Origin of the sequence: Cognatilysobacter bugurensis, assembly GCF_014652095.1 — a bacterium.
Classification (GTDB): Bacteria; Pseudomonadota; Gammaproteobacteria; order Xanthomonadales; family Xanthomonadaceae; genus Cognatilysobacter; species Cognatilysobacter bugurensis.
Genome location: NZ_BMYD01000001.1, coordinates 1,053,621 through 1,071,943 on the forward strand (window position 1 = coordinate 1,053,621; position 18,323 = coordinate 1,071,943).

The following is an 18,323-nucleotide window of genomic DNA, read 5'->3' on the forward strand; positions in this document are numbered from 1 at the left end:
CCCTGCATCACCGGACGCGCCCATGCCCTTTGTCGTCACCGAGAACTGCGTCAAGTGCAAGTACACCGACTGCGTGGAGGTGTGCCCGGTCGATTGCTTCCACGAGGGTCCCAATTTCCTCGTGATCGATCCGGACGAGTGCATCGACTGCACCTTGTGCGAGCCGGAGTGCCCGATCAACGCGATCTACCCCGAGGACGACGTGCCCGCGGGCCAGGAGGCGTTCGTGCAGCTCAACGCCGAGCTGGCGAAGGCGTGGCCGGTCCTGACTACCCGCAAGGACCCGCTGCCCGACGCGAAGGAATGGGAAGGCAAGCCGGGCAAGATCGACCTCATCGAGCGCTAACGCCGGGCTGAGCCGGCACTGAGACAAAAAAACGGGCGCCGAAGCGCCCGTTTTGCACTCTGCAGCCGGCGCGGTCAGTTGCCGCCGAGCGTGGCCTTGAGCTGGGCGAGCAGACGGGTCGCGGCCTCGCCGGTGACCGGGACGCCGCGCGGGTCGACCGCGCTCACCGTCGAGCCGGTTTCGCTGCCGGCGATGCGCACGAGGAAGCTCGCGCCTTCGTACGTCACGTCATAGGCGCCGAGCACCTGCGCTCGGCTCACGATGACGACCCCGGGGACCTTCGCCAACTCCTCGCCGACGCGGTCGAACACGGCGTCACGTGAGCCGGGCACCGTGAAGCCGACCGAATTGGTGGGGACCGCTGCGCTGCGGGCCGGCGCGACAGCGCCGACGGAGGCAACGTTCGCATCGGCGCGCGGCTGCTCCAGCGGGGGCGGGACTTCGAGCGGGCGGTTGGCCGGGTCGTTCGCGAACAGCGCATCGCCCTTCCGGAACCAGCTGCAGCCGCTCGTCGCGACGAGGCCGCCGAGGATGAGGGCCGCCGCGATGCGCGGAACTGAAGAGGTCGTGGACATCGGAAACTCCTGCTGAGGCGGCCGTCAGGTCGCGGGGGATTCGACGCATTCGCGCTCGAGCGCGCGCACGAGTTCGTCGATGCGCGCGGCTTCGGCCGCATATCGGTCGGAGAGCGAGGTCAGCGGCAGGCGGAGGCCGCGGCCGATGCCCTGCCGCTCGAGAAGTGCCTTGACCGGGATCGGGTTCGGCTCGACACCGAGGAAGGTACACGCCGGCACAAGTCGTGCGTCCCATTCGGTTGCGTCGACTTCGCGCTCGGCCCGCGCGAGTTCGCACAGGCGGCGGAACGATGCGGGCAGGACGTTCGACGCCACCGACACAATGCCGTCCGCGCCCGCGAGCATCGCGCGACACGCGGTCGGATCGTCGCCGCTGAGCACGGTGAAATCCGCGGACTTGAATGCCAGCAGCGCATCCATGCGCGACTCGTCCGTGTGCGCCTCCTTGATGCCGACGATGCGCGGATGCGACGCGAGCGCGCCGACGGTCTCGGGCAGCATGTCGGTGCCGGTACGGCCGGGCACGTTGTAGAGCACGACCGGCAACGCGCCGTCGTCGGCGACCGCGCAGTAATGCGCCACGAGCCCCGCCTGCGTAGGACGCACATACGGTGGCGTGACGACGAGCGCAGCGTCGGCGCCAAGGGCGGCCGCGCGGCGTGTGAGCTCGATGGTCTTGAGCGTGCTCGACAGGCCCGTGCCGGCGAGCACCGGCACACGACCGGCAACGATCTCGACCGCCGTGCGCAGCAGGGTGTCGTACTCGGCGTCGAACAGCGCTGCGGCTTCGCCGGTCGACCCGGCAATGACGAGCGCCTCGGTGCCGCGCTCGAGTTGCAGTGCAATGTGGCGGTGCCAGGCGTCGAGATCGAGCTCGCCCGAGGCGTCGAACGGCGTAGCCAGCGCGGTGATGCTGCCGGTGATTCGCAAGGGAGGATCCTGAAAATATAGAGGTACCGCGCAGCGCGCGGCCGGGCATTGAAGCGCGGCCGATGTTACTTGCGGCGTAAAACCACCGGCAAGTATGCTGCATCCCCCACGCAGCCTGTGCTCCGGCTGCTGTTCACTGGCCGCGGCGTCGCCGCGCGGCCGACATCACGATGCAGGCGCCGCCTTGACTGATTCCGCTTCCCGGCCGTCGCCGAACGAAAACCATCTGCTGATCAATGCGTACACCACGCATCCGGCGTCGCCGCTGCTCGCCGTGAGCCGCCGCATCACCGATAGCGGCTGCAACCTCGTCGATGCGCGCCTCGCGACCGTGGGCCGCGACGTGTCGGTCACCGCGCTCGCGGTCGGATCTTGGGACTCGGTCGCGAAGCTCGAGGCGATGCTCGGCCGGCTCGAGCGGGAAGACGGCATCAAGCTCAACTGGTATCGCACCGGGTCGAAGGAACTGCAGTCGGACTTGTTGCCTTACATCGTCGAGGTGGTGTCGGCCGACAAGCCGGGGATCCTCTTCCAGCTCGCGGACTTTTTCGACCGCCAGGGGATCACGATCGAAAGCCTGCACTGCTCGCGGTATCGCGCCATGCAGACCGGCGCTGACATGTTCTCTGCGCAGATCACGATCGGCGTGCCGGCGAGCATGCACATCGCCGCGCTGCGCGACGATTTCCTCGAGTTCTGCGACCACCTGAACCTCGACGCGATCATGGATCCGATGAAGTTCTGAGGGCGTTTGGGCTGCGGCGTCGCCGCGGCGCGGTTGCAAGCGACACGGGCGCGCGTTCAAGCTGGGACCGCACAGGCCAGATCCGCTGGCTGGACCCGAGACCGATGCCCGAAACCGGCGCGCTTGCCCCCGACCTCACGCTGGCCCTTTCCGACGGCACCACGCCGCGCCTGTCCGATTTCCGGGGCCGCTGGCTGGTGCTGTATTTCTATCCGAAGGACAGTACGCCGGGCTGCACGACCGAAGGACTGGACTTCAACGCGCGTCTCGATGAGTTCAACGCCCTCGACGCGAGCGTCATCGGCGTGTCGCGCGACTCGATGCGCTCGCACCAGAACTTCTGCGCGAAGCAGGGCTTTTCCTTTCCGCTGGCGAGCGACACGGACGAGTCCCTGTGCCAGGCGTTCGACGTGATCCGCGAGAAGAACATGTACGGCCGAAAGGTGTTCGGCATCGAGCGCAGCACGTTCCTGATCGATCCCGACGGCGCGATCGCGCATGTCTGGCGGCCGGTGAGGGTCCCGGGACATGCCCAGGCCGTGCTCGACACGCTCAAGGGCGTCCGCGCGAAGTGATGCACCCCGTTTGTCTGTTGCAAGGCCGACCCGCATCGCGGGCCGCGGCCGCACCGCCGTGTCCGTCTGTCCGTGCGTCCACCCAGGAGTCCGCATGACCCGCAGCAAGCGCATCTACGTCCTCGATACCAACGTGCTCATGCACGACCCGACCGCTCTGTTCCGCTTCGAGGAGCACGACGTCTACCTGCCGATGCAGGTGATCGAGGAGCTCGACAACGGCAAGAAAGGCACATCGGAGGCGAGCCGCAACGCCCGCCAGGTGAGCCGCTTCCTCAATGAGCTCGTGCAGGCGGCGGGCACCGGCGCGATTGCGGGCGGCATCCCGCTGGACCGGCCCCAGGGCATCCAGCTGCGCGGTGCGCCGAGCGCGGGCCGCCTGCGCTTCCAGATGCAAGACTTCGACGCGGGCAAGCACTTCGGTGCGGTGATTCCGGACAACCACATCCTGGGCGCCATCCTCGCGCTCAAGGAGCAGCAGCCCGATGTGCCGGTGGTGTTCGTATCCAAGGACATCAACCTGCGCATCAAGGCGACGATCGCCGGCATCGAGTCCGAGGACTACGAGAACGACCGCGCGCTCGACGATTTCAGCCTGCTGTACACCGGCGTGACCGAGCTGCCGGAGGACTTCTGGCAGCGCTACGGGAAGGACCTGAAGTCGTGGACGGAGCGCGGCCGCACCTTCTATGAGATTACGCCGCGCGAGGACGACGACTGGTATCCGAACCAGTTCCTCTACCTGCCCGGCGACGGGGAGTCCGAACTGCGGGTTTCGAAGGTCACCGAGACACGCGTGACGCTGCAGATCGTGGACGACTTCCGCGACCAGAAGCACGCAGTGTGGGGCGTTCTTGCGCGTAACCGCGAACAAAATTTCGCACTCAATGCGCTCATGGATCCCGAGATCGACTTCGTGACCCTGCTCGGTACGGCGGGCACCGGCAAGACGCTGCTCGCGCTCGCGGCAGGCCTCGCGCAGACGATGGACCAGCAGCGTTACCGCGAGATCATCATGACCCGCGCGACGGTGAGCGTCGGCGAGGACATCGGCTTCCTGCCCGGCACGGAGGAAGAAAAGATGACGCCGTGGATGGGCGCGCTGACCGACAACCTCGAAGTGCTCACCCATGATCAGCAGGGCGGCAGCTGGGGCCGCGCAGCGACGAACGACCTGCTCGCGAGCCGCATCAAGATCCGCTCGATGAACTTCATGCGCGGCCGCACGTTCCTGGCCCGCTGGCTGATCCTCGACGAGGCGCAGAACCTCACGCCGAAGCAGATGAAAACGCTGATTACGCGCGCCGGTCCAGGCACGAAGATCGTGTGCCTCGGCAACGTCGAGCAGATCGACACGCCCTACCTCACCGAGACGACGTCAGGCCTGACGTACGCGGTGGACCGGTTCAAGAACTGGGCGCACAGCGCGCACATCACGCTGCGGCGCGGCGAGCGTTCGCGACTCGCGGATTTCGCTTCGGAAGTGCTGTGACGGCACGGGTCGCCAGTGCGCTCACGATCGCGGGTTCCGACTCGGGCGGCGGTGCGGGCATCCAGGCCGACCTCAAGACCTTCGCCGCACACCGCGTGCACGGCCTCAGCGCGCTTGCCGCGCTGACGGCCCAGCACACGCGCGGCGTCACGGCCGTGCACGTGCCCGACACGGGGTTCCTGCGGGCACAGATCGATGCGTGCTTCGAGGACTTCGACGTGCGCGCGGTCAAGCTCGGGATGCTCGCCAACGCGGAGGTCATCCGCGCGGTGGCCGACGCGATCGAGCGATACCGACCTGCCCACGTGGTGCTCGACCCGGTGATGGTGGCGACCTCCGGTGCGGCGCTGCTCCAGGCGGACGCGCTCGACGCACTGCGGACCTATCTGCTGCCGCTCGCGACGGTTGCAACGCCGAACCTGCCCGAGGCGGAGCTGTTGCTCGGCGCGCGCATCGATTCGCGCGAAGCCATGCGTGCCGCGCTCGAGCCGCTTCGTGCGCTGGGGCCGGCTGCAGTGCTCCTGAAAGGCGGGCATCTGGACGACGGCAACGATGTCCTCGACCTGCTCGACGATCGCGGCGATGTGCACCCGATGAGCCACGCGCGACTCGACGTCTCCGCGCACGGCACTGGCTGCACGCTCGCCTCAGCGGTGGCGGCGCGGCTGTGCCGCGGGTCCGCCCTACTCGATTCCTGCCGCTCGGCGGCGGACTACGTGCACGAAGCGCTTCTGGCCGGTTACCGCCCCGGTCTTGGCGACGTCATCGTGCTCGATCATTTCGGCGCGGCGCCACGTGACTGAAGGCGCGGGTCTGCACCCGCTGCCCGTGGAGGCTGCGGACGGCCACCGCTGGGATTTGCTCGTCCATGACGTGTCGCGGCCTCGCGCCGCGCTGCTGTGGCTCCCGGCGCTCGGCGTTGCAGCGCGGCACTACGGCCCGCTTGCTGCGGCGCTTGCGAAGCAAGGCGTCGTGACGTTTATCCACGAATGGCGGGGACACGGCTCGAGCAGCCTACGGGCCGGGCGGTCCTGCAACTGGGGTTATCGCGAACTGCTCACGATCGACCTCGCTGCGAGCCGGCGCGCTGTCGACGCGTCACTGGCGCGAAGTGGAGCCCAATCGCCGGTCCATGTGATCGGCGGGCACAGTCTCGGCGGTCAGCTTGCATCGTGCCGGCTGGCCCTCGCGCCGCACGAAGCGACGCAGCTGTGGCTCGTCGCCAGCGGATCGCCGAACTGGCGGGCGTTTCCGGCTCCCCAGCGTCGGCTGCTCCCGTTTGCGTACCGGTTGCTGCCGTGGCTTGCGGACCGGTGCGGCGCCCTGCCCGGCCGGCGCATCGGCTTCGGCGGCCGCGAGGCGCGCGGCGTGATGCGCGATTGGTCGCGCAGCGCGCTGTCCGGCCGCTACGGCGCCCGCGGGCTCGATGTGGACCTGGAACCGGCGCTCGCGCGCGTCTCGGCGTGCACTACGGGAGTGGTGTTTCAACGCGACTGGCTCGCGCCCGGCTCTTCGTTGCAGGCACTTCTCATCAAGATGCCGCAGGCGCGAGCGCGGGTGGCAACGCTCGACGATGCCGCGCTCGGCACCCGCAGCGACCATTTCGGCTGGATGGATCGGCCGGACGCGGTGGCCAGCGCACTGGTCGCGTCGCTGGACACGGGCGCGCGCTGAGCGTCACCGGCCGCCCCTGCGGCAGCCGGCTTTGACCCATCGGCTCAGGCCGCTTCGGTGTAACCGTTCGGGTTGCTGGACTGCCAGCGCCACGCGTCGCGGCACATGGCATCGACGTCCAGTTCCGCCTTCCAGCCGAGCAGCCGCTCCGCAAGCGCGGGGTCGGCATAGACCGCCGCGACGTCGCCCGGGCGACGCGCCACGATCTGGTACGGGATCTCGCGCCCGCTCGCCTTGGCGAACGCATTGACGAGGTCGAGCACGCTCACGCCGCGGCCGGTGCCCAGGTTCACGGTCACGCTGCGGTCCTCGCGGCGCAGGTACTCGAGCGCATCGACGTGCGCACGCGCGAGGTCGACGACGTGGATGTAGTCGCGCACGCCGGTGCCATCGGGCGTGGGGTAATCGTCGCCGAAGACCTGCAGCTTCTCGCGACGACCGACCGCGACCTGGCATACGAACGGCATCAGATTGTTCGGAATGCCGCTCGGGTCCTCGCCGATCAAGCCCGACGGGTGCGCGCCCACCGGATTGAAATAGCGCAGGTTCGCGACGCGGAAGGACTCGTCGGACTCGCACAGGTCGCCGAGCAGCTGTTCCATCACGAGCTTGGTGCGGCCGTAGGGGTTGGTGACCTGCAGCGGCGCATCCTCCTGCACCGGCACCGTGGCGGGATCGCCATAGACGGTGGCCGATGAGCTGAAGACCAGGCGGCGCACGCCGGCGTCCTGCATGGCCTGCAACAGCGAGATCGTGCCGCCGATGTTGTTGTCGAAATACAGCAGCGGCTTCGCGCACGATTCGCCGACCGCCTTGAGCGCGGCGAAGTGGATCACGGCGTCGAAACCACCGCCCTGCAGGATCGCGCGCAGTGCATCGGTGTCCCGCAGGTCGACCTCGTGGACCGGGATATCGCGGCCGGTGAGCGTCTGCAGGCGCTCCATCACGCCGCGCGAACTGTTGACGAAGTTGTCCACGATGACGACGTCGTGGCCGCGCTCGACGAGCTCGACGCAGGTGTGGGCGCCGATATAGCCGGCGCCGCCGGTCACGAGAATGCGCATTTCGAGGTCCGTTGAGAGGTTCCCAGGATGAACGTACGCCGCGGGTGAGACCGGCTATCGTGCGGGGCTTGCCGGTCGAGGCGGGATTCTACGTATCGACAGCCTGTAGGGGCGAAAGCCGCGTGCACGGCGCCCGCGGTCCATGCCGCGCGGCCCGCTTTCGCACGCCCTACGCCCGACCGACCCCGTTGGAGACCTCCGCCATCATGACAGCTCAGCTGCCATCGCAAGACCAGATCCGCATTGCCGTCATCGGCCTCGGCTATGTCGGCCTTCCCCTCGCCGCCGCGTTCGGCCGTCAATTGCCGACGCTCGGTTTCGACATCGACGCCGAGCGCGTCGCCGAGCTGCAGCGCTTCGAGGACCACACGCTCGAAGTGACGCCCGACGCCCTGCGCGCCGCCGACAAGCTCACGTTCTCCCACGACGTCGAAGCACTCAAGCAGTGCAACGTCTTCATCGTGACCGTCCCCACGCCGATCGACGAGTACAAGCGTCCGGACCTCACGCCGCTCGAGTCCGCGAGCCGCACTGTCGGCCGCGCGCTCAGCAAGGGCGCGATCGCGATCTACGAATCGACCGTGTACCCGGGCGCGACCGAAGAAGTCTGCGTGCCGATCCTCGAGCGCGAGTCCGGCCTCACGTTCAACGAGGACTTCTTCGCGGGTTACAGCCCGGAGCGCATCAACCCGGGCGATCACGAGCACCGCCTCGAGACGATCATGAAGGTCACCTCGGGTTCGACTTCGGAAGCTGCGGAGTTTGTCGATGCGCTCTATGCGCGCATCATCCAGGCCGGCACCCACAAGGCGTCGAGCATCCGCGTCGCCGAGGCGGCCAAGGTCATCGAGAACATCCAGCGCGACGTCAACATCGCACTGATCAACGAGCTCGCGCTGATCTTCCACAAGCTCGACATGGACACCCATGAAGTGCTGGAAGCCGCAGGCACGAAGTGGAACTTCCTGCCGTTCCGTCCCGGCCTCGTCGGCGGTCACTGCATCGGCGTCGACCCGTACTACCTGACCCACAAGGCGCAGCAGATCGGCCACCACCCGGAGATGATCCTCGCCGGTCGCCGCATCAACGACTGCATGGGCAGCCACGTCGCACAGCGCGTAATCCGGCTGATGGCCGGCGGCAAGCGCACGAACGGCGCGCGCGTGCTGATCCTGGGCCTCGCGTTCAAGGAAAACTGCCCGGACCTGCGCAACACCAAGGTCGTGGACATCATCGACGAGCTGCAGACGTTCAACGTCGACGTCGACGTGCACGACCCGTGGGTCAGCGCGAAGCTCGCCAAGCACGAGTACGGCCTCGACCTCGTCGAGAAGCCCGAAGCAGGCGCCTACGATGCGATCATCCTCGCCGTGCCGCACCGCGACTTCGTCAAGCTCGGTTCCGACGGCATCCGCCGCTTCGGCACCGAGAACGCGGTGCTGTTCGACGTCAAGCACGCACTCGGCCGCGAGACCGTCGACGGCTGCTTGTAATCCATTTCCAGGAGTAAACCCGCGCGATGCGCATTCTCGTCACCGGCGCAGCCGGCTTCATCGGATCCAAGCTCAGCGAACGCCTGCTCGAACGCGGCGACGAGGTGCTCGGCTTCGATAATCTCAACGATTATTACGATCCCAAGCTCAAGGAGGCGCGCCTGGCGCGCCTCCTTCCGCGCGAGCGATTCCGCTTCGAGCGTGCGTCGCTCGAGGACCGCGACGCGGTCGATCGCGTGTTCGCGGACTTCAAGCCTGAGCGGGTGGTCAACCTCGCCGCCCAGGCGGGCGTGCGGTATTCGCTGGAAAACCCGCGTGCGTACATCGACGCGAACATCGTCGGCTTCCTGCATATCCTCGAAGCGTGCCGGCACAACGGCGTCGAACACCTCGTGTACGCATCGTCGAGTTCCGTGTACGGCTCGAACAAGAAGCTGCCGTTTGCGGTTGAGGACAGCGTCGACCACCCGGTCAGCCTGTACGCGGCGAGCAAGAAATCGAACGAGCTGATGGCGCACACGTACAGCCATCTGTTCGGGCTGCCCACGACGGGCCTGCGCTTTTTCACGGTGTACGGCCCATGGGGCCGGCCGGACATGGCGCTGTTCCTGTTCACCCGCAACATCATCGCGGGCAAGCCGATCGACGTGTTCAACCACGGCAAGCACTCGCGTGACTTCACGTACATCGACGACATCGTCGAGGGCGTGATCCGCACGCTGGACCGCGTGCCGGGGCCGGACCCCACGTTCGACCCGCTCAACCCCACGCCCGCGACGTCGAGCGCGCCGTACCGCGTGTACAACATCGGCAACCACCGGCCGGTGGAGCTCATGCGTTACATCGAGGTGCTCGAATCGGCACTCGGGAAGAAAGCCGAGCTCAACCTGCTGCCCCTGCAGCCGGGCGACGTGCCGGACACCTGCGCAGACGTGGTCGCGCTCCAGCGCGACACCGGATACACCCCGCAAACCACGATCGAAACGGGTATTTCGCGTTTCGTGGAGTGGTATCGCGCGTTTTATAACGTTTGAGTTAACGAGCAGGCTCGGCCGGTGGCCGGCCTTCCGCTTGGGCCCCGTTCAACAAACGGACACACCCCAATGTCGGAAAGGACCCGCCTATCATGAAACACTCCGGCCTGCTCGCTCTCTCGCTTACCGCTCTGCTTTCCGCATGCGCCACCACCGGTGGCGATACCTCGGCGCCGCCGGATTCGTCGGCAATGACGAATGAGGCCTACCGCATCGGCGTCGATGACGTCGTTGAGGTCTCGGTCTGGCGCAATCCCGATCTCAGCACCAAGGCCCCGGTTCGTCCGGACGGCATGATCTCGGTCCCGCTCGTCGGTGACATCCAGGCCGGCGGTCGCTCGCCGTCCGAAGTCGCCGACGACATCGAGAAGAAGCTCGGCACCTACGTCGTCGACCCGCAGGTCGCCGTCATCCTCACCGAGCTCAACAGCCACGAATACCTGTCGCGCGTTCGCGTGACCGGCGCCGTGCGCACCCCGGTGTCGATCCCGTACCGCCAGGGCATGACCGTTCTCGACGCCGTGCTCGCTGCCGGTGGCCCGACCGAGTTCGCCGCCTCTGACCGCGCCAGCCTGCATCGCAAGAATGGCGAAAACACCGGCACGTATCAGCTCCGGCTCGACAGCGTGCTCAACCAGGGCGATCTCGGTTCGAACTACAAGGTCGCTCCCGGTGACGTGATCGTCGTTCCCGAACGCACCCTCTGAGTGAAGGCATGACCGTGAATACCCAACTTGTCGAATGGAGAGGGTCGGACAACCGGCTCCCGGCTGCAGTCGCGATGCTTCCCGTGGTCGCCAAGGAGGCCAAGCGCCGTTCCGTTTGGCTGGCCGCGGTGTTCGCGGCGATTGCGCTCGTGGTGCTGGCCATCGGCCTGAGCACGCCGAAGATGTACACCTCCTCGACCACGCTGCTGGTCGAGGAGGCGAACATCATCGAGCCGCTGCTCAAGGGCCGCACGACGCCGACGAACATGGTCGACCGCGCTGCGGTTGCCCGTGAGGTCGCTTTCAGCAGCCGCGTAATGAACGAGATCCTCAAGTTCGGCGGCTGGCTGGAAGAAAACCCGTCGCCGAAGGAACGTGCGCAGATCGTCGACCAGATCACCGCGCGCACGTCGATCGAGAATCCGCAGAAGAACCTCAAGCTGATCGAAATCCGCTACAGCGATTCCGATCCGCAGCGGGCGCAGCTCATCGCGCAGAAGTTCGCGGACCTCGTCATCGAGGAAAGCCACCGCACCAAGGAACGCGAAAGCCGCTCGGCCTTCCGCTTCCTCGACTCGCAGGTGAGCGACTACCACAAGCGCCTGACGTCCGCCGAAAACAAGCTTGCCGCGTACCGCAAGGCGCATCCGGAAGTGATGCTCGGCGACCAGGAAGACGTCACGCAGCGCATCAGCATGCTGCAGACGGAGTTGGACCGCGCCACGCTCGACTTGGCCGACCAGCAGACCCGCGCGGGCGTGTGGAACTCGCACCTCTCGCGTGAGAGCACCATGGCCACGACCCAGGCGCGCCCAAATGCGCTCCGCGGTCGCCTCATGGAGCTGCAGGCCGAGCGCGACAAGCTCTCCGGCACGGTCACCGACCGCCATCCCGATATGGTCCGCATCCAGAACCAGATCGCCGATGTGCAGCGGCAGATGCGCAGCGGCGGCGGTGCTCCCGTCGGATCGTCCGCGTCGATGGCGGCGAGCCCGGAGTACAGCGGCGTGCGCACCCGCATGGCGGAGGCGCAGAGCATGAGCTCGGCGTCGGCCTCGCGCGTCGCGGCAAGCCGGAACCTCATCGAGAAAGAGCTCGCACGCCTGCAGAAAGTGGCGGCGCTCGGCGGTGAACTGGCCGATCTCACCCGTAACTTCGAGCTGAACCGCACGCTGTACCAGGATCTCCTCGAGCGTCGTGAGAACGCACGCCTGTCGATGAACCTCGATGCGCAGAAGGGCGGTCTCAACTTCCGTGTGCAGGAGCCGGCAAACCTGCCGATGAAAGCCACGGGCATGAGCCTGACCCAGTTCGCTTCGGGCGGCCTGCTGCTCGCCGTTCTGATCCCGGCGCTGCTGTTGTACGGCTGGGTGCGCTTCGACCCGCGCGTTCGCTCCGCCTCGCAGATCGAGCAGGTGGCCGGCTTGCCCGTCCTCGGCACGATCCCGGCCGGCGCCAAGGCTCGCCACTCGGCCGCGCCGCAGCGCAAGCAGGGCAAACAGCACAAGCTCGCGATCCTGTTGCTGCTGGCCGTGCCGGTGGCCTATGCCCTCGCCATGATTCTTCGATAGGCCGTGCCCATGACCAGCCCCGATACCCTTTCGAAATCCGAAGACCGCGTGGCCGAGCAGTATCCGGCCGACCGCTCCATCGTGCAGGTGCAGGAAAGCACCGCGCTGACGCCGGCGCAGATGCGCGAGTACGCGCTGCTCGTGCCCGACGACGAAGCGGCGCAGCCGATGGTCGACGCGTTCCGCGACATCCGGACGCGCCTGCTGTCCGTTGCCGGTGACCAGAACATCGTCACCCTCGTGGTGCCGGTGAGCCCCGGCAGCGGCGCGAGCTTCGTCGCGCGCAACCTGGCTGCTTCGGTGGCCTTCGACGAGTCCAAGAGCGCCGTGCTCGTCGACTGCGACCTGCGCAAGCCGAGCCAGCACACCACGATGCACGTCGAAGCCAAGAACGGCGGCCTGCTGAGCTACCTGGAGAATCCCGCCACGCTCGTGTCGGACATCCTCTACGAAACCGGCGTGCCGCGCCTGCGCCTGATCCCGGCCGGCGGCCGCCCCACGCGCCACGCCGAGTACTTCTCGTCGTTCCGCATGCGGCTGTTGATCGACTCGCTGCGCAGCCGCTACCCGGACCGCTACCTGTTCCTGGACGGCCCGGCCGTCCGCGGCGCGCCGGACGCGCGGATCCTGTCGGAGATTGCCGACGTGGTCGTGCTCGTCGCCGGCTACGGACGCGACAGTGCCGAAGACATCGCGCGCGCCGCGGCGAACTTCGACCCCAACAAGTTCGCCGGTGTCGTCTTCAACGAAGACGTTTGAGGTGACCGAATGAAAAAGCAGGAGATCGCGCAGGGCCGGCGGCGTTACGCCGGCCTGGCGAAAACCACGCTGTGCCTGGCCTTGGCCTCGGTCGTACCGGGCCACTCGAATGCGTTCGACGTCGATTACGAAGTCGGCGTGGCCGCACAGCACAGCGACAACATCGCGCGCCGGGACCAGGACGAGGTCAGCGACACCGTCGTCGCCCCACGCCTGTGGTTCAGCGCCGAACAAGCTGGCAGCCGCTTGCGGCTGGCGGCTCAGGGCAACGTCGAGTACCGCACCTACATCGACGACACGTTTGAAGACCAGGTGCGCGGACGTTTCAACGGCCGCCTGGACTGGAGCGTGATTCCGCAGCGCCTGGACTTCGTCGTGCAGGACTCGCTGAGCCTGCTGCCGGTCAACCAGTTCTCGGCTTTCACGCCTGCGAACGAACAACAGGTCAACGTGTTCGTGGCCGGCCCTACGCTGTACGCCCGCTTCAGCCCCGTCACCCGCGGCCAGGTCGATTTGCGCTTTATCGACAGCTATGCCGAGGAAAGCCCGGAGTTCGACAGCCAGCGCTACAGCGGCGCGCTGCGTGTGCTGCATGAGCTCAGCCCGTCATCGAACGTCGGCGTCAACGCCGAAGTCCTCGATGTCGACTTCGACATGCCCAATCGCGCAGCCGACTACCGGCGGTACGACGGCTATGTGTCGTATGCCGCCGACCGTCGTCGCCTCGACCTCGAGGTGGACCTGGGCTATTCGAAGCTCGAGTCGCGGCGCGCACCGGTCGCGGGCGTACAGTTCGAAGAGTCCTACCCGCTCGGGCGCATCACGCTCAACTGGCGTGCGTCCGCTCGCAGTGTGTTCGGGGTCACGGTGCGTCATCAGCTCAGCGATGCCGCGGACTACCTGATCAACACGCGGGACCTCGACTTCGGTCTTGATCGCCGCACGCGCGACTTCAACGACTTCCGTGCCTCGGATTCGATCGTCGAGCCGAACGTGTTCCGCGAACGCCTCGTGCGGGCCCGGTATGCGTACGACGGCGCCCGACTGGATCTGCGCGTCGCACCGTTCGAGCGGCGCATGAGCTACGTCGAAGGCTTTGTCGAAGACCAGCGCCGCAGCGGCGTGATCGCGGACCTGGATTACCGGCTCAAGCCGCGCACGACGTTGTCGGTATACGGGGCGAACTCGAGCCGCGAGTACCAGATCAGCGGCCGCGAGGACGAGGACTGGACCGCAGGCATCGGCGTCAGCCATCGGTTCACCCGCAAATGGACCGGCCGCGTGGACCTGGAGCATCGCACCCGCGAGAGCACCGAGCTGGGCCGCAGCTACGACGAGAACGCGGTGATGGTGAGTTTGAGCTACCGCCGCTAAGCGACGCGCAAGCGCCGCACGGCGTCATCGGCTCCGCCGGCGACGCCGCTTACGCATTGATGAGGTTTTTCCCATGCTCGAGAGCGTGCTCTGGGCTTCCCTGCTGATCCTGGCGTATATCTACGCCGGTTACCCCGTGCTCGCCATGGCGTTCGGGAAGGTGTTCGGCCGCCCTGTCGATCAGGGGGGCTGGACGCCGTCGATCACGCTGATCATCACGGCATACAACGAGGAAGCGCACATCGCGGAAAAGCTCCGCAACGTGCTTGAACTCGATTACCCGCCCGATCAGCTCGATGTCATCGTCGCGTCCGACGGCTCGACGGATGCCACGGACCGCATCGTGCGCGAGTACACGGCGCCGAATGTCCGCCTGCTGCGCGTCGAAGGACGCGTCGGCAAGACCGGGTCGCAGAACGCGGCGGCCGCCGCCGCGACTGGCGAAATTCTCGTGTTTACCGACGCGACGACGATCCTCGAGTCGAACGCACTGCGTGCGATCGCCCGCAACTTCCATGATCCGGAAGTGGGCGCCGTGGCAGGCCGCCTCACGTACGTGGCCAAGCAGGACGACGCGACCGGTAAGGGCGGCACGTCCTACTGGGGCTACGAAACGGCGCTCCGACTGGCCGAAAGCCGGCTCGGTTCGCTGATCGGCGTGAGCGGGTGTCTCTACGGCGTGCGTCGCAGCGCGTATCGACCGATCGCGCCCGAGCTCATCAGCGATTTCGTCATCGCGATGGTGGTGCGTGAACAGGGCATGCGCACGGTGCTCGAGCCGAACGCGACCTGCTATGAGGACACGCTCGACCGGCCTGACCAGGAGCTCTCGATGCGCGTGCGGGTCACGCTGCGAAGCCTCTCCGCCCTCGCCGCCCAGCGCCGGTTCCTCAACCCCATGCGATTCGGCGCGTTTGCGTGGCAGCTGTGGTCACACAAACTGCTGCGGTATCTGTCGCCGCTGTTCTGCACCGCGGCGCTGCTCGCAACCATCGGGCTGGCGCTGCAAGGCCGGTACCTGTGGATGCTGGCATTGCAGGTGGCCGCGATCATCGCGGGCGGCCTCGGGTTCGTGCAGCTGCGAACGCTCGGTCACTCGCGCGTGCTCGCAAAGCCGTACTACTTCCTGCTGACGAACCTCGCATCGGCAATCAGCATCGTGCGCTTCCTGCGCGGTGAGAAGGTCATTACTTGGACGCCTGTGCGTTGAGTAGAGCCGCCTGACGCACAACGACAACGCCGGGCACTGCCCGGCGTTTTTCGTTATGTGCGCAAGACGATTCGTCTGCGCGTTCGTCGCGGAGACCTGCGATTCCGCATCTCGAGTGCGGCCCGCCGCAGCGGCCGACGCAAGTCAATCGTCACTGCGTCGTGAAAATCGCGTCACGGCGCACTGAATTTCCGCAAACGCGCTGCCTTCCGTTCCGACGCTGCGTGTCCTCGCCCATGCGCGCAGGCCGTTTCGAAAGTTGGGCGTTTACGACACGTCGCCCGGTGCGCCCTCTTGATGACCCCAATGAATGCCCAACTGAAGCCGTCGCTCGATTCCACCCCATCGTCCCAGCCGCCGAGCGGAGTGCCGCGCGTGGCACCCGCCGCACCGCGGCGCGTGCTGTACATCGTCTCCGCGTTTCCCGCATGGTCGGAGACGTTCATCGTTCGCGAGGTGCGCACGCTGATTGACGACGGCGTCGACGTCCGCATCCTGTCGCTCAAGGATCGCTCTGACGGACTCGTGCAGACCGACGCTGCGGCAATGCTTGATCGCGTGCACTGGCCGCAGCCGGCGATGCAGGCCACGCGCCGCGTGTTGGGCGAGGTGCTTGCGCGACCGGGCCGTATCCTCGGCGCTGCAGCGCGCATCGTCGCAGGCACCTGGCGTGAGCCCGTTTCGATGCTCAAGTCACTCGTGGCGTTTGGCCGCGGCCTGGAGCACCTGCACTGGCTGCGGAGTTTCGACCCTGAGCTGATCCACGCGCACTGGGCCACCTACCCGTCCACCGTGGCCTGGGCACTGGGCCGCGTGCTCGACAGGCCGTTCGGGTTCACCTCGCACGCGCACGACATCTTCCTGCACCGCCATCTGCTGCGCACGAAGCTCGAGGATTCTGCGCTGGCAATCACCATCTCCCAGCACAACGTCGAATGGTTCCAGCGCCACGTATCGTCCGAGGCCAACCGCAAACTTCGCGTCGTCCACTGCGGTGTGGATCTCGACATGCTCGACTGGAAGCCCGGCGGCCGCAGCGACGACCTCATCGTCGCTACTGGGCGCCTGCACCCGATCAAGGGCTTCGACACGCTGATCCGCGCGCTCGCACTGCTCGACCAGCGCGGCGCCGCGTTCCGCTGCCGGATCATCGGCGACGGCCCGCTGCGCGATGAGTTGGAGACGCTGATCCGCTCTCTGGGCCTCGAGAAGCGCGTTGAGCTGGCCGGTGCGCAGCCGCAGGAGGTCGTGCGCGCTTCGTTGGACGAAGCGGCCGTGTTCGCGTTGCCGAGCCAGGTCTCCGACGACGGCGGCCGCGACGGCATCCCGGTCGCGCTGATGGAGGCAATGGCCTCGGGCTGTCCGGTCGTGAGCTGCCTGACGTCGGGCATTCCCGAGCTCATCGAGAACGGCGAAGGCGGTCTGCTCGTGCGCGAGCGCGATCCCGCCGCGCTCGCCGACGCATTGCAGCGCCTGCTGTCCGATCGCGCGCTGCGCGAACGTTTCTCCCGTGCGGCCCGTGACCGCGTCGAGCAGCAGTTCGACGCGCGCACCGAGGCCCGCAAGCTCCACCGACTCATGATGAAGGCCGCCGCCGATGTCGCCTAAGAAGTTGCTCGTTGTCATCGATGAAATGGAAGTCGGCGGCAGCCAACGCCAGATCGTCCATCTCCTGACCGGCCTCGATCGCGAGCGCTGGCAGCCCGAGTTGCTGTACTTCCGCAACCATTCGTTCCTGATCGAGCGGTTGAAGGACGCGGGCATCCCGGTCCACCTGGTGCCCAAGCGCGGCCGCATCGACACGCGCTTCCTGCGCCAGTTCGCCGCGGTGCTGCGCAATGGCAACTACGATCTCGTGCATTCGTTCTCGCTGACGGCGGAGCTGTGGGCCGTGGTCGCGAAGGCCATGGCACGCGTGTCGACGCCACTCGTCGCCTCCGAGCGCAACCAGCAGGTGAGCAAGCCCCGTTGGTACTGGCCGATCAAGCGCTTCGTGATCACCCGCAGCGCGGGCGTGATCGCGAATTCCGAAGCAGGCGCGCACACCACCGCCAAGCACACCGGCGTTGCGCACGCGTTTTTCGACACGATCCCGAACGGGGTTGAGATCCCGGCGCCACTGCCAGAGGCCGACCAGGAGCGCCTACGCGCTGAGATTGGGGCGCCCGAAGGCCGCGCGTTCTGCCTCTACGTCGGCCGCCTCGTGCCGCAGAAAAACCTGGACTGCCTCGTGCGTGCGCTTGCGCTGCTCGAGCCGGCGCGCCGCCCGTGGGTGGCGCTTGCCGGCGACGGTCCGCTGCGCAGTCACGTCGAGAGCCTCGCCACCGCGGCGGGCGTGCGCGACGACCTGCACTTCCTGGGCGAGCGCAGCGACGCGACGCGCCTGATGCAGTCGGCGGACTTTCTGGTGCTCCCCTCGCACCACGAAGGCCTGTCGAACTCGCTGCTCGAATCGATGGCGGCCGCCTGCCCCGTGATCGCCTCCGCGGTCGGCGGCAGCCCGGAGCTGATCGACCACGGGCGCACGGGCCTTCTGTTCCCGAGCGACGACGAGGCCGCGCTCGCCGAGCGCATTGCCGAACTCGTGGCCGACCCGGAGCGGCGCGCACGCATCGCACAGGCTGGGCGCGAGTACGTCAGCGCCACCTATGGCATCCCGACACTCGTCGCGCGCACGACTGCGGTGTACGAGCGCTGCATCCAGCGCAACCGCTCCTGGCAGCAGTCCGCAGGCCTGGTGTCGCGCACCGCCGAGGACAGCCGCACGTGATCGC

At 67.1% G+C, this 18,323-nt stretch carries 18 protein-coding genes; 15 read left to right on the plus strand and 3 right to left on the minus strand.

Annotation, left to right across the window (positions count from 1 at the left end):
- The first annotated feature begins 22 nt into the window (after positions 1–22).
- Positions 23–346, plus strand: coding sequence for a ferredoxin FdxA (fdxA, locus tag IE075_RS04800; RefSeq protein ID WP_189453802.1), 324 nt, complete (start codon positions 23–25; stop codon positions 344–346).
- A 74-nt stretch (positions 347–420) separates the two neighbouring features.
- Here fdxA and IE075_RS04805 read toward each other — a convergent pair whose 3' ends face one another.
- Entirely contained in the window at positions 421–921 is a 501-nt protein-coding gene (locus IE075_RS04805) for a hypothetical protein (protein ID WP_189453804.1), read from the minus strand.
- Positions 922–945: 24 nt separating this feature from the next.
- On the minus strand, positions 946–1,851 hold the full coding sequence (dapA, locus tag IE075_RS04810; RefSeq protein ID WP_189453807.1) for a 4-hydroxy-tetrahydrodipicolinate synthase: 906 nt from the start codon (positions 1,849–1,851) through the stop codon (positions 946–948).
- A 184-nt stretch (positions 1,852–2,035) separates the two neighbouring features.
- Here dapA and IE075_RS04815 point away from each other — a divergent pair, with 184 nt between their 5' ends.
- The 5 genes from IE075_RS04815 (at position 2,036) to IE075_RS04835 (ending at position 6,337) form a co-directional block, all read left to right on the plus strand.
- Positions 2,036–2,596, plus strand: coding sequence for a glycine cleavage system transcriptional repressor (locus IE075_RS04815; protein WP_229792317.1), 561 nt, complete (start codon positions 2,036–2,038; stop codon positions 2,594–2,596).
- A gap of 104 nt (positions 2,597–2,700) precedes the next feature.
- Positions 2,701–3,171 (plus strand): peroxiredoxin, encoded by a 471-nt coding sequence (locus IE075_RS04820; RefSeq protein ID WP_189453811.1) that lies wholly within the window; start codon positions 2,701–2,703, stop codon positions 3,169–3,171.
- Between the two features lie 94 nt (positions 3,172–3,265).
- Complete coding sequence (locus IE075_RS04825) at positions 3,266–4,663, plus strand: PhoH family protein (RefSeq protein ID WP_189453814.1); 1,398 nt, start codon at positions 3,266–3,268, stop codon at positions 4,661–4,663.
- A complete protein-coding gene (gene thiD, locus IE075_RS04830; RefSeq protein ID WP_189453816.1) occupies positions 4,660–5,466 on the plus strand; it encodes a bifunctional hydroxymethylpyrimidine kinase/phosphomethylpyrimidine kinase in 807 nt (268 codons plus the stop codon). Before IE075_RS04825 ends, thiD begins: the two co-directional genes overlap by 4 nt.
- Entirely contained in the window at positions 5,459–6,337 is an 879-nt protein-coding gene (locus IE075_RS04835) for an alpha/beta hydrolase family protein (protein WP_229792318.1), read from the plus strand. Before thiD ends, IE075_RS04835 begins: the two co-directional genes overlap by 8 nt.
- Positions 6,338–6,381: 44 nt before the next feature.
- On the opposite strand, the gene galE is transcribed toward IE075_RS04835, so the two are convergent.
- Complete coding sequence (galE, locus tag IE075_RS04840) at positions 6,382–7,401, minus strand: UDP-glucose 4-epimerase GalE (protein ID WP_189453818.1); 1,020 nt, start codon at positions 7,399–7,401, stop codon at positions 6,382–6,384.
- A gap of 206 nt (positions 7,402–7,607) precedes the next feature.
- Here galE and IE075_RS04845 point away from each other — a divergent pair, with 206 nt between their 5' ends.
- From IE075_RS04845 to IE075_RS04885, 9 genes are all read left to right on the plus strand, one after another.
- Positions 7,608–8,894, plus strand: coding sequence for a nucleotide sugar dehydrogenase (locus IE075_RS04845; RefSeq protein ID WP_308427807.1), 1,287 nt, complete (start codon positions 7,608–7,610; stop codon positions 8,892–8,894).
- Positions 8,895–8,920: 26 nt separating this feature from the next.
- Positions 8,921–9,928 (plus strand): NAD-dependent epimerase, encoded by a 1,008-nt coding sequence (locus tag IE075_RS04850; protein ID WP_189453821.1) that lies wholly within the window; start codon positions 8,921–8,923, stop codon positions 9,926–9,928.
- 92 nt (positions 9,929–10,020) lie between these two features.
- Positions 10,021–10,635 (plus strand): XrtA/PEP-CTERM system exopolysaccharide export protein, encoded by a 615-nt coding sequence (locus tag IE075_RS04855; protein WP_189453823.1) that lies wholly within the window; start codon positions 10,021–10,023, stop codon positions 10,633–10,635.
- 8 nt (positions 10,636–10,643) lie between these two features.
- Positions 10,644–12,206 carry an XrtA system polysaccharide chain length determinant gene (locus IE075_RS04860; RefSeq protein ID WP_189453825.1) on the plus strand — a complete coding sequence of 521 codons (1,563 nt, stop codon included), beginning with the start codon at positions 10,644–10,646 and terminating at the stop codon, positions 12,204–12,206.
- A gap of 9 nt (positions 12,207–12,215) precedes the next feature.
- Positions 12,216–12,965 carry a P-loop NTPase family protein gene (locus tag IE075_RS04865; protein WP_189453827.1) on the plus strand — a complete coding sequence of 250 codons (750 nt, stop codon included), beginning with the start codon at positions 12,216–12,218 and terminating at the stop codon, positions 12,963–12,965.
- Positions 12,966–12,974: 9 nt separating this feature from the next.
- Entirely contained in the window at positions 12,975–14,339 is a 1,365-nt protein-coding gene (locus IE075_RS04870) for an outer membrane beta-barrel protein (protein ID WP_189453829.1), read from the plus strand.
- Between the two features lie 73 nt (positions 14,340–14,412).
- On the plus strand, positions 14,413–15,549 hold the full coding sequence (locus IE075_RS04875; protein WP_189453831.1) for a glycosyltransferase family 2 protein: 1,137 nt from the start codon (positions 14,413–14,415) through the stop codon (positions 15,547–15,549).
- A 306-nt stretch (positions 15,550–15,855) separates the two neighbouring features.
- Positions 15,856–17,157: a glycosyltransferase gene (locus IE075_RS04880; protein ID WP_189453833.1), complete on the plus strand. Its 1,302-nt coding sequence runs from the start codon at positions 15,856–15,858 to the stop codon at positions 17,155–17,157.
- Positions 17,147–18,319 (plus strand): glycosyltransferase, encoded by a 1,173-nt coding sequence (locus IE075_RS04885; RefSeq protein WP_189453835.1) that lies wholly within the window; start codon positions 17,147–17,149, stop codon positions 18,317–18,319. Before IE075_RS04880 ends, IE075_RS04885 begins: the two co-directional genes overlap by 11 nt.
- The last annotated feature ends 4 nt before the right edge of the window (positions 18,320–18,323 follow it).